We start from the raw sequence: 11,678 nt of genomic DNA, 5'->3' as shown, positions 1-11,678 counted from the left end.
GAATCATGGCGGTTAACAACGAACGTGCAGGCAGTACCCCGTTGATCGAAAGGCGTTCGATCGACTACATCCCGGAAGCGGAAAGACACGGTCGTCTGTTCAGTCAGTTCACCCTGTGGATGGGCGCCAACCTGCAGATCACCGCGATCGTCACCGGGGCCTTGGCCGTGGTGCTCGGCGGTGATGTGTTCTGGTCGCTGATCGGTCTGTTGATCGGTCAGTTGCTCGGCGGTGGTGTGATGGCGCTGCATGCCGCGCAAGGGCCGAAACTGGGCTTGCCGCAGATGATCTCCAGTCGTGTGCAATTCGGCATTTATGGCGCTGCGATTCCGATCGTGTTGGTGTGCCTGATGTACCTCGGCTTCACCGCCACCGGAACGGTGCTGTCCGGGCAAGCGCTGGGCCAGTTGTTCGGTGTCAGCGACAGTGTAGGCATCCTGATTTTCGCCAGCGTCATCGTGCTGGTCACGGTGCTTGGCTACCGGGTAATCCACTGGATCGGCCGCGTCGCCAGTGTGATTGGCGTGATCGCTTTCGTGTTCCTGTTCTGGCGGCTGATGAGCCAGACCGACGTTGGTGCGCTCCTGCAGATTCGTCATTTCAGCTGGAGCAGCTTTCTGCTGGCGGTGTCGCTGGCGGCGTCCTGGCAGATCGCTTTCGGCCCGTATGTGGCGGACTATTCACGCTACCTGCCGAGCGCCACTTCATCGGTGAAAACCTTTTTCGCCGCCGGTGCCGGCTCGGTGATCGGCGCGCAGGTGGCGATGATTCTCGGTGTATTTGCCGCCGCTTCGGCCAATGGTCAATTCGCCGGTCACGAAGTCGCTTACATCGTTGGTTTAGGCGGCACCGGCGCCACCGCCGCGCTGCTGTATTTCAGCATCGCGTTCGGCAAGGTGACCATCTCGACGCTGAACTCCTACGGCAGCTTCATGTGCATCGCCACCATCATCAGTGGCTTCAAAGGGCACCTGACGGTGACCCGCATGCAACGGCTGGTGTTCGTGCTGTTCATCGTCGGCGCGGCAACCCTGATTGCCCTGCTCGGGCAGCACTCGTTCCTCGGTGCGTTCAAGTCGTTCATCCTGTTTCTGCTCGCCTTCTTCACCCCGTGGAGCGCGATCAATCTGGTCGACTACTACTGCATCACCCGCGAGCGCTATGACGTGCCGGCGCTGGCCGACCCGAACGGCTGCTACGGCCGCTGGAACCTGCTCGGTATCAGCGTCTATGTGTTCGGCGTGTTGGTGCAGTTGCCGTTCATCTCGACCAAGTTCTACACCGGCCCACTGGTAGCCGCCCTCGGTGATGTCGACATTTCCTGGATCATCGGCCTGGTGCTGCCGGCCGCTGTCTATTACCTCTGCGCAAAGAAATGGCACAGCACCGTGCCCGATCGCCTGATTCTGCCGGTCGAGCAGAACAGCACCCAACAAGCAAAAACGAGCGGGGCCGGTCGCGCTGCGGCGCAGGCCTGATCTGGACGTGGACCAGGCTGGATGCCTCTTGAACTGCCGTAAGCCCATTCATGATTAGGAGCGTCACGACAATGAAATCGAACAAGACCCTGCTGACCACATTGCTGTCCATGGGCCTGTTGGCCAGTGCCGGTGCGACGCAAGCCGCCGGCTGGTGCGAATCGGGCAAACCGGTGAAATTCGCCGGGCTGAACTGGGAAAGCGGCATGCTCCTGACTGACGTTATGCAAGTGGTGCTGGAGAAAGGTTACGGCTGCAAGACCGACAGCCTGCCGGGCAATTCCATCACCATGGAAAACGCCCTGAGCAGTAACGATATTCAAGTGTTTGCCGAAGAGTGGGTCGGCCGTAGCGAGGTCTGGAACAAGGCCGAGAAGGCCGGCAAGGTCGTTGGCGTCGGTGCACCGGTGGTGGGCGCTGTCGAAGGCTGGTACGTGCCGCGTTACGTGATCGAAGGCGACGCCAAGCGCAAGCTCGAGGCGAAAGCCCCGGACCTGAAAAACATCGCTGACCTGGGCAAGTATTCCGCCGTGTTCAAGGACGCTGAAGAGCCGTCCAAGGGCCGCTTCTATAACTGCCCGGCCGGCTGGACCTGCGAGCTCGACAACAGCGAAATGCTCAAGAGCTACGGCCTGGAAAACAGCTACACCAACTTCCGTCCGGGCACCGGACCTGCGCTGGATGCAGCGGTGCTGTCGAGCTACAAGCGTGGCGAGCCGATCCTCTTCTACTACTGGTCGCCGACCCCGCTGATGGGCCAGATCGATGCAGTCAAACTGGAAGAGAAACCCGGCGTCGACAAGACCGTCAGCATCAAGGTCGGCCTGTCGAAAACCTTCCACGACGAAGCCCCGGAACTGGTCGCCGTGCTGGAAAAGGTCAACCTGCCGATCGACCTGCTCAATCAGAACCTCGGCCGCATGGCCAAGGAACGCATCGAGTCGGCAAAACTGGCGAAAATCTTCCTCAAGGAACATCCTGAAGTCTGGCACGCATGGGTGAGCGACGACGCAGCCAAGAAAATCGACGCGGCCTTGTAGGTCAGGTTTCCCCGGCTGCCAGCCACGGCAGCCGGACGCTTGATCGCAACCCCTTGATTGAGAGTCCCTTATGTTTCCCGAAAGCTTTACCTTTTCCATCGCCGACTGGGTCAACGGTTGGGTCGATTCGCTGGTGACCAACTACGGCGACGTGTTCCGGCATATCTCCGACACGCTGTTGTGGGCCATCGTCAGTCTCGAAGGTTTGCTGCGTGCGGCGCCGTGGTGGTTGATGCTGGCAATCGTCGGTGTCATCGCCTGGCACGCCACGCGCAAAGTCGTGACCACCGCCGTGATTGTCGGTCTGTTGTTTCTGGTGGGCGCGGTCGGCCTCTGGGACAAACTCATGCAGACCCTGGCGCTGATGATGGTCGCGACGATCATTTCGGTGCTGATCGGCATCCCGCTGGGGATTCTCTCGGCGCGCAGCAATCGCCTGCGTTCGGTGCTGATGCCGCTGCTCGACATCATGCAGACCATGCCGAGTTTCGTTTACCTGATTCCGGTGCTGATGCTGTTCGGCCTGGGCAAGGTGCCGGCGATTTTCGCCACGGTGATCTACGCCGCGCCCCCGCTGATTCGCCTGACCGACCTTGGTATTCGCCAGGTAGACGGCGAAGTCATGGAAGCGATCAATGCCTTCGGCGCCAACCGCTGGCAGCAACTGTTCGGCGTGCAACTGCCGCTGGCGCTGCCGAGCATCATGGCCGGGATCAACCAGACCACGATGATGGCCCTGTCGATGGTGGTGATCGCCTCGATGATCGGCGCCCGCGGCCTCGGTGAAGACGTACTGGTGGGCATTCAGACGCTCAACGTCGGCCGTGGTCTCGAAGCCGGGCTGGCGATCGTGATTCTCGCGGTGGTCATCGACCGCATTACTCAAGCGTACGGTCGGCCACGCCACGAGGTGAGCAAATGAGCAACGCAAGCGTGAGCAAGATCGAAGTGCGCAACGTCTTCAAGATTTTCGGCAACCGCGCCAAGGATGCGCTGGCCATGGTCGGCCAGGGCAAGAGCAAGGATCAGGTGCTCAACGAAACCGGTTGCGTGGTCGGCGTTAATGACTTGTCGCTAAGTATCGGCACTGGCGAAATCTTTGTGATCATGGGCCTGTCCGGCTCGGGCAAATCCACCCTGGTGCGCCACTTCAATCGCCTGATCGATCCTACCAGCGGGGCGATTCTGGTCGATGGCGAGGACATCCTGCAGTACGACATGGACGCCCTGCGTGAATTTCGCCGGCACAAGATCAGCATGGTGTTCCAGAGCTTCGGCCTGCTGCCGCACAAGACCGTGCTCGATAACGTCGCCTACGGCCTGAAAGTGCGCGGCGAGAGCAAGCAGGTCTGCGCCGAACGCGCGCTGCACTGGATCAACACCGTCGGTCTCAAAGGCTACGAAAACAAATACCCGCACCAGCTCTCCGGTGGCATGCGTCAGCGCGTCGGCCTCGCCCGTGCATTGGCGGCGGACACCGACATCATCCTCATGGACGAAGCGTTCAGTGCGCTGGACCCGCTGATCCGCGCCGAAATGCAGGACCAGTTGCTGGAACTGCAAAAGACCCTGCACAAAACCATCGTCTTCATCACCCACGACCTCGACGAAGCCGTGCGCATCGGCAATCGCATCGCGATTCTCAAGGATGGCCGGCTGATTCAGGTCGGCACGCCAAGAGAGATCCTGCACTCGCCGGCAGATGAGTATGTCGACCGGTTCGTGCAGCGGCGCGCGGCGGTGGTGTGACGCTGAGTGGCCGTTGTGGCGAGGGGATTTATCCCCGTTCGGCTGCGAAGCAGTCGTAAAACCGGCCACTGCGGTCTGTCTGACGGATTTGCGGGCATGGTTTGGGGCGGCTTCGCCACCCAACGGGGATAAATCCCCTCACCACTGGGTTACCGGCATCAACAGAATTGGTATGAGGTTAGAGATGTCCCAGGCTGAAAAAATCGTTATCACAGGCAGCCCTCTGCGTGGGCAGGACGTGGTCGCCGTCGCCCGGCACGGTGCGCTGCTGGAACTGTCCAGCGAAACCTGGGCGCGCCTCGATAACGCTCAGGCCATCGTCCAGCGCATCGTCGCCAGCGGCGAGCGCGCCTATGGCGTCAACACCGGTCTGGGCGGTCTGTCCAACGTCTCGCTGCAGGACGAACAGCTCAGCCAACTCTCGCGCAACACCTTGCTCAGCCATGCCTGCGGTGTCGGCCCGGTGCTCAGCGACGAGCAGACCCGCGCGATCATCTGCGCTGCTGTTCACAACTACAGCCACGGCAAGTCCGGCCTGCATCGGCGTGTGGTCGAAGGGCTGCTGGCGCTGCTCAATCGCGGCATCACCCCGCAGGTGCCGTCGCAGGGTTCGGTGGGTTACCTGACGCACATGGCGCACATCGGCATCGCGCTGCTCGGCGTTGGCAATGTCAGTTATCGCGGGCAGATCATTTCGGCGCAACAGGCGCTGGCCGAAGAGGGCCTGCAACCTGTGCAGCTCGGCGCGAAGGATGGCTTGTGTCTGGTCAACGGCACGCCTTGCATGACCGGCCTCAGTTGCCTGGCGATAGCTGATGCTACGCGGCTGTTGCAATGGGCCGATGTCATTGGTGCGATGAGTTTCGAAGCCCAGCGCGGCCAGATCGATGCGTTCGATGCCGAGATCATTGCGCTCAAGCCGCATCCGGGCATGCAGCAGGTCGGCGAAAATCTGCGTGCATTACTCGATGGCAGCCAAGTGATCGCCGCAAGCAAAGGCATTCGCACTCAGGACGCGCTGAGCATCCGCTCGATCCCGCAGGTGCATGGCGCCGCGCGTGATCAACTGGAGCACGCAATCAAACAGGTGGAAGCCGAACTCAACGGCTGCACCGACAACCCGTTACTGCTCGGCACACCGGACAATTTCCGGGTGATGTCGCAGGCCAACCCGCACGGTCAATCCGTGGCGATGGCGGCGGATCTGCTGGCGATTGCCATGGCCGAAATCGGCTCGATTGCCGAGCGCCGTCTGGACCGTTTGGTCAATCCGCACGTCAGCGGTCTGCCGGCGTTTCTGGTGGCCAATCCCGGGGTCAACTCGGGGATGATGATCGTGCAATACGTCGCCGCCTCGCTGTGTGCGGAAAACCGTCAATTGGCGCAACCGGCGGTACTCGACAACTACATCACCTCGGGCCTGCAGGAAGATCACCTGAGCATGGGCACCAACGCCGCGCTGAAGCTGCATCGCGCGCTGGAAAACTGCACGCAGATCCTCGCGATTGAATACCTTCTGGCGGCGCAGGCGTTTGAATTCCTCAAGGAACAGCGCTTTGGCGTGGGCACTGACCGCGCGTGGAAACTGCTGCGCGAAACGGTCCCCGCCTACGATCAGGATCGCTGGCTGGCGCCGGATATCGCTGCCGCTGCGACCGTGCTGAAAGACCCGAATCTGCCGCACAACGTTCTACCGAATTTGCACTGACAACTACCCATACCAGCGTGCCAAGGCGTGGATCGTTCACAAGACGAGAAACGACGGATAACGGAATGCTCCGGAGCGACTGGTAGTTAATAACAATGCCTGACAGGAGCATTTTAATGACTGCGCTGAATCTGATCCCCGGCCAACTGAGCCTGGCCCAACTGCGTGACGTCTATCAGAACCCGGTCACACTGACCCTCGACAACAGCGCCAGCGCGCAGATCGAGGCCAGCGTCGCCTGCGTCGAACAGATCCTCGCCGAGAACCGCACCGCCTACGGCATCAACACCGGTTTCGGCCTGCTGGCCTCGACGCGCATCGCCAGCGAAGACCTGGAGAACCTGCAGCGTTCGCTGGTGCTCTCGCACGCTGCCGGCGTCGGCCAGCCGATCAGCGATGACCTTGTGCGACTGATCATGGTGCTCAAGGTCAACAGTCTCAGCCGTGGTTTTTCCGGCATCCGTCGGCAGGTGATCGATGCGCTGATCGCGCTGATCAATGCCGAGGTCTATCCGCACATTCCGCTGAAAGGTTCGGTCGGTGCGTCGGGGGATCTGGCGCCGTTGGCGCACATGTCGCTGGTGCTGCTGGGCGAGGGCAAGGCGCGCTACAAGGGCGAATGGCTTGAAGCCACCGAAGCACTGAAAGTCGCAGGCCTGGCGCCGCTGACTTTAGCGGCTAAAGAAGGTCTGGCGCTGCTCAACGGTACTCAGGTTTCCACGGCGTTTGCCCTGCGCGGTTTGTTCGAAGGCGAAGATCTGTTTGCCGGTGCAGTGGCGCTGGGCAGTCTCACCGTAGAAGCCGTGCTTGGTTCGCGCTCGCCGTTCGACGCGCGCATTCATGCCGCACGTGGGCAGAGAGGGCAGATCGATGCCGCTGCGGCCTACCGCGATCTGCTCGGTGAGCGCAGCGAAGTCTCCGCCTCGCATCAGAACTGCGACAAGGTCCAGGACCCGTACTCGCTGCGCTGCCAGCCGCAAGTCATGGGCGCCTGCCTGACCCAGTTCCGCCAGGCCGCTGAAGTGCTGGCGGTCGAAGCCAACGCGGTTTCCGACAACCCCTTGGTCTTCGCCGCTGAAGGCGACGTGATTTCCGGCGGCAACTTCCACGCCGAACCGGTAGCCATGGCCGCTGACAACATGGCCCTGGCCATCGCTGAAATCGGCTCGCTGAGCGAACGCCGCATCTCGCTGATGATGGACAAGCACATGTCGCAACTGCCGCCGTTCCTGGTGGCCAATGGCGGGGTGAACTCCGGTTTTATGATCGCCCAAGTCACCGCTGCGGCGCTGGCCAGCGAAAACAAGGCGTTGTCCCACCCGCATTCGGTGGACAGCCTGCCGACCTCGGCCAACCAGGAAGACCACGTGTCGATGGCCCCGGCCGCCGGCAAGCGGCTGTGGGAAATGGCCGAGAACACTCGCGGCATTCTCGCCGTGGAATGGCTGGCGGCAGTGCAGGGCCTGGATCTGCGTAACGGCCTGAAGACTTCGCCGAAGCTGGAACAGGCGCGGGCGATCTTGCGCAAGGAAGTGCCGTTCTATGAGAAGGACCGCTTCTTTGCCCCGGACATCAATGCGGCGACTGAATTGCTGGCGTCGCGGTGTCTGACCGAGCTTGTTGCTGGGCAGTTGTTGCCTAGTTTGTAAGCGCTTTACGGGGAGATTTGTATTGTTAGTGAAATCGATCCCCCTCACCCCAGCCCTCTCCCCCAAGGGGGAGAGGGGGAAGGGAGCCGATCTTCATTGTTTTCGCAACGTGAGTTCGGCTGAGAAATTTCAGGTCGGCATATCTCGACGGAACAACACGGTCAGTCCCCTCTCCCTCTGGGAGAGGGCTAGGGTGAGGGGCTTTTGAGGCTGCTCACCATACAAACCCAAACGGAGGCCAACAGTGAAAACCCTCTGGCAACACTGCCACGTCGCAACCATGGCCAACGGCGCCTATTCGATCATCGAGGATGCCGCGATCGTGACGTCCGGCACGCTGATCGAGTGGATCGGCCCGCGCACTCAATTGCCGTCAGGCGAATACCCGGCGGTCAATGATTTGCAGGGTGCGTGGGTCACCCCCGGTCTGATCGACTGCCACACCCACACCGTGTTCGGCGGCAACCGCAGCGGCGAGTTCGAGCAGCGTCTGCAAGGCGTCAGCTACGCCGAGATCGCCGCGCAGGGCGGGGGCATCGCCAGCACGGTGCGCGCCACCCGTGAAGCGAGCGAAGACGAGTTGTTCGCCAGCGCCGCCAAACGCCTGAAAAGCCTGATGCGCGACGGCGTGACCACGGTGGAAATGAAGTCGGGCTACGGTCTCGATCTGGCCAACGAGCGCAAGCTGTTGCGGGTCATCCGGCGCCTGGCCGAAGAGCTGCCGATCAGCGTGCGCAGCACTTGCCTGGCGGCGCACGCGTTGCCACCGGAGTACAAGGATCGCGCCGACGATTACATCGATCTGGTCTGCGAGCAGATGCTTCCGGCCCTTGCCGCCGAAGGTCTGGTCGACGCCGTGGATGCGTTCTGCGAATACCTGGCATTCTCGCCGGAGCAGGTCGAGCGGGTCTTCGTCGCCGCGCAACAACTCGGACTGCCGGTGAAGCTGCACGCCGAGCAATTGTCCTCGCTGCACGGCTCCAGCCTCGCCGCGCGCTACAAAGCCTTGTCCGCCGATCACCTGGAGTTCATGGACGAGGACGATGCCATCGCCATGGCCGCCGCCGACACCGTCGCCGTGCTGCTACCGGGCGCGTTCTACTTTTTGCGCGAAACCCAGTTGCCGCCTATGGAAGCGCTGCGCAAGCACAAGGTGAAAATCGCCATCGCCAGCGACCTCAACCCCGGCACCTCGCCGGCGCTGTCGTTGCGTCTGATGCTGAACATGGCCTGCACCTGTTTCCGCATGACCCCGGAAGAAGCTCTGGCCGGGGCGACCATCCATGCCGCGCAGGCGATGGGCATGGCGCAGACCCATGGCTCGCTGGAGGTCGGCAAGGTCGCTGATTTCGTGGCGTGGGACATCGAGCGTCCAGCGGATCTGGCCTATTGGCTCGGTGGCGATCTGGACAAGCGCGTCGTGCGTCACGGCGTCGAATCGAATTTCTAGGAGGGCGGTTGTGGACAAGGTTCTGAGTTTCAAACAAGGCCGCGTGCCGCTGCTGATCAGCATGCCCCATGCGGGTGTGCGTCTGACCCCAACGGTCGAGGCCGGGCTGATCCCCGCTGCGAGAAGCCTGCCGGACACCGACTGGCATATTCCGCTGCTCTACGATTTTGCCGAGGAACTGGGCGCCAGCACCCTGGCTGCCGAGTATTCGCGTTTCGTCATCGACCTCAACCGGCCGTCCGACGACAAGCCGTTGTATGCCGGGGCGACCACCGGGTTGTATCCGGCGACGTTGTTCGACGGCATTCCGTTGTTTCAGGAAGGTCTGGAACCGTCGAAAGAGGAGCGCGCAACATACCTGGAGCAGATCTGGACGCCGTACCACCGCACCTTGCAGGAGGAACTGGCGCGACTGAAAGCCGAATTCGGTTACGCGCTGTTGTTCGATGCGCACTCGATCCGCTCGCTCATCCCGCACCTGTTCGACGGCAAACTGCCAGACTTCAACCTCGGCACGTTCAATGGCGCCAGTTGCGATGCGCAACTGGCGAGTCAACTGGAAGCGATCTGTGCGCAGCACGCGCAGTTCACCCATGTGCTGAACGGTCGCTTCAAAGGCGGGCACATCACCCGCCAGTACGGCGATCCGGCGCAGAACATCCACGCCGTGCAGCTGGAACTGTGCCAGTCCACCTACATGGAAGAGTTCGAACCGTTCCGCTACCGCGCTGACCTGGCCGAGCCGACGCAGGTGGTGCTCAGGGAATTGCTGCAGGGCTATCTGGCCTGGGCAAAATCTCACTACAGCGCCTAACCCCTGTGGGAGCGAGCCTGCTCGCGAAGGCGTCCGTTTGATCGTTCCCACGCTCTGCGTGGGAATGCAGCCCGTGACGCTCCGCGTCACTGGACGCGGAGCGTCCCAAGAGGCGTTCCCACGCAGAGCGTGGGAACGATCAGGCCCCGGAGCATGCTCATTGACGCAAATCGGGTTTATGATGCCCAACGGCAGAATAATACGAGTCCCCCCAGGGATGACCTCGACCCCTTACGGAGCGCGCAATGCAGACTTTGTTTCCGCAGATCAAACCCCACGCCCGGCACGATCTGGCTGTCGATGACACCCATACGCTGTACGTCGATGAAAGCGGCTCGCCGGAAGGATTGCCGGTTGTATTCATCCACGGTGGCCCCGGCGCCGGCTGCGACGCCCAGAGCCGACGCTATTTCGATCCGAATCTGTATCGCATCGTCACCTTCGACCAGCGCGGCTGCGGTCGCTCCACCCCGCACGCCAGCCTGGAAAACAACACCACCTGGGATCTGGTCGAAGACCTTGAGCGCATCCGCAGACACCTGGGCATTGAAAAGTGGGTGTTGTTCGGCGGCTCCTGGGGTTCGACCCTGGCCCTGGCCTACGCGCAAACCCACCCGGAGCGCGTGCACGGTCTGATTCTGCGCGGGATTTTCCTCTGCCGTCCGCAGGAAATCGAATGGTTCTATCAGGCCGGCGCCAGCCGTCTATTCCCGGATTACTGGCAGGACTACATCGCGCCGATCCCGCTGGACGAGCGCGACGACCTGCTCAGTGCTTTCCACAAACGCCTGACCGGCAACGACCAGATCGCCCAGATGCATGCAGCGAAGGCGTGGTCGACCTGGGAAGGGCGTACCGCGACCCTGCGGCCAAACCCGCTGGTGGTCGATCGTTTCTCCGAGCCGCAGCGCGCGCTGTCGATTGCGCGGATCGAATGCCACTACTTCACCAACAATGCCTTCCTTGAACCTAACCAGCTGATCCGCGACATGGGCAAGATCGCTCATCTGCCCGGCGTGATCATTCACGGTCGCTATGACGTGATCTGCCCGCTCGACAATGCCTGGGAATTGCACCAGGCCTGGCCGAACAGCGAATTGCAGGTGATCCGCGACGCCGGCCACGCCGCGTCCGAGCCGGGCATCACCGATGCGCTGGTGCGCGCGGCGAGCAAAATGGCCCAGCGCCTGCTCGACTTGCCACTCGAAGAAGCATGAAGGCGCTGTTACAACGCGTAAGCGGCGCGCGGGTAGAGGTCGCCGGCGAGGTAGTCGGCGCAATCGATCAGGGTTTGCTCGTGCTGGTCGCGGTAGAACCCGACGATACGCGTACCAGCGCCGACAAACTTCTGCATAAGCTGCTTAACTATCGAGTATTCAGTGACGCCCAGGGCAAGATGAATCTGTCCCTGGCGGATGTGGGTGGCGGGTTGCTGCTGGTCTCTCAGTTCACACTTGCCGCCGACACCAAAAGCGGCCTGCGCCCGAGCTTTTCCACGGCCGCACCGCCGGCACTGGGTGAGGAATTGTTCGACTATTTATTGAGCCAGGCGAAACAGGTGCATGGCACTGTGGCATCAGGTAGATTCGGCGCCGATATGCAGGTGCACCTGGTCAACGATGGCCCGGTTACCTTTTTGTTACAGACCTGACAGTGCCTGAAACACCTTTTTCGGAAATTTCGACTGTTTTTAGGCTGTTTTCGCGATAAATACTTTGTTACCCCTGATGCGTTGTCATCCGGGCTACTAGATAATCGCGCGCTGCGGGGATCGACATTCGTTGATCCGT

General features: G+C 61.5%; 10 protein-coding genes. All 10 read left to right on the top strand.

Annotated elements, in window-relative coordinates; translation table 11 throughout:
- Nucleotides 1–5 precede the first annotated feature (5 nt).
- The 10 genes from J2Y39_RS20000 (at nucleotide 6) to dtd (ending at nucleotide 11,539) form a co-directional block, all read left to right on the top strand.
- Nucleotides 6–1,478: a cytosine permease gene (locus J2Y39_RS20000; protein WP_310219328.1), complete on the top strand. Its 1,473-nt coding sequence runs from the start codon at nucleotides 6–8 to the stop codon at nucleotides 1,476–1,478.
- A gap of 71 nt (nucleotides 1,479–1,549) precedes the next feature.
- Nucleotides 1,550–2,518, top strand: a complete 969-nt coding sequence (locus tag J2Y39_RS19995) for an ABC transporter substrate-binding protein (RefSeq protein ID WP_041477544.1) — start codon at nucleotides 1,550–1,552, stop codon at nucleotides 2,516–2,518.
- 70 nt (nucleotides 2,519–2,588) lie between these two features.
- A complete protein-coding gene (locus J2Y39_RS19990; protein WP_016772087.1) occupies nucleotides 2,589–3,440 on the top strand; it encodes a proline/glycine betaine ABC transporter permease in 852 nt (283 codons plus the stop codon).
- Nucleotides 3,437–4,267, top strand: coding sequence for a glycine betaine/L-proline ABC transporter ATP-binding protein (locus J2Y39_RS19985; protein ID WP_016772086.1), 831 nt, complete (start codon nucleotides 3,437–3,439; stop codon nucleotides 4,265–4,267). The genes J2Y39_RS19990 and J2Y39_RS19985 overlap by 4 nt, the downstream gene beginning before the upstream one ends.
- 184 nt (nucleotides 4,268–4,451) lie before the next feature.
- Complete coding sequence (gene hutH / locus J2Y39_RS19980) at nucleotides 4,452–5,975, top strand: histidine ammonia-lyase (RefSeq protein ID WP_310219326.1); 1,524 nt, start codon at nucleotides 4,452–4,454, stop codon at nucleotides 5,973–5,975.
- Between the two features lie 116 nt (nucleotides 5,976–6,091).
- On the top strand, nucleotides 6,092–7,624 hold the full coding sequence (gene hutH / locus J2Y39_RS19975; RefSeq protein ID WP_056787278.1) for a histidine ammonia-lyase: 1,533 nt from the start codon (nucleotides 6,092–6,094) through the stop codon (nucleotides 7,622–7,624).
- Between the two features lie 244 nt (nucleotides 7,625–7,868).
- The gene (gene hutI / locus J2Y39_RS19970) at nucleotides 7,869–9,074 is read left to right on the top strand and encodes an imidazolonepropionase (RefSeq protein WP_310219324.1); all 1,206 of its coding nucleotides are present in this window, start codon (nucleotides 7,869–7,871) and stop codon (nucleotides 9,072–9,074) included.
- A gap of 10 nt (nucleotides 9,075–9,084) precedes the next feature.
- Complete coding sequence (hutG, locus tag J2Y39_RS19965) at nucleotides 9,085–9,888, top strand: N-formylglutamate deformylase (protein WP_310219323.1); 804 nt, start codon at nucleotides 9,085–9,087, stop codon at nucleotides 9,886–9,888.
- A gap of 245 nt (nucleotides 9,889–10,133) precedes the next feature.
- Nucleotides 10,134–11,105, top strand: coding sequence for a prolyl aminopeptidase (gene pip / locus J2Y39_RS19960; RefSeq protein WP_095181041.1), 972 nt, complete (start codon nucleotides 10,134–10,136; stop codon nucleotides 11,103–11,105).
- The gene (gene dtd, locus J2Y39_RS19955; RefSeq protein ID WP_310219321.1) at nucleotides 11,102–11,539 is read left to right on the top strand and encodes a D-aminoacyl-tRNA deacylase; all 438 of its coding nucleotides are present in this window, start codon (nucleotides 11,102–11,104) and stop codon (nucleotides 11,537–11,539) included. The genes pip and dtd overlap by 4 nt, the downstream gene beginning before the upstream one ends.
- Nucleotides 11,540–11,678 lie beyond the last annotated feature (139 nt).

The sequence above is a fragment of the Pseudomonas sp. 2957 genome (assembly GCF_031456345.1).
Classification (GTDB): Bacteria; Pseudomonadota; Gammaproteobacteria; order Pseudomonadales; family Pseudomonadaceae; genus Aquipseudomonas; species Aquipseudomonas siliginis.
Note: the sequence above shows the minus strand (reverse complement) of the source record. Positions and strands in the feature narration are given on the sequence as shown.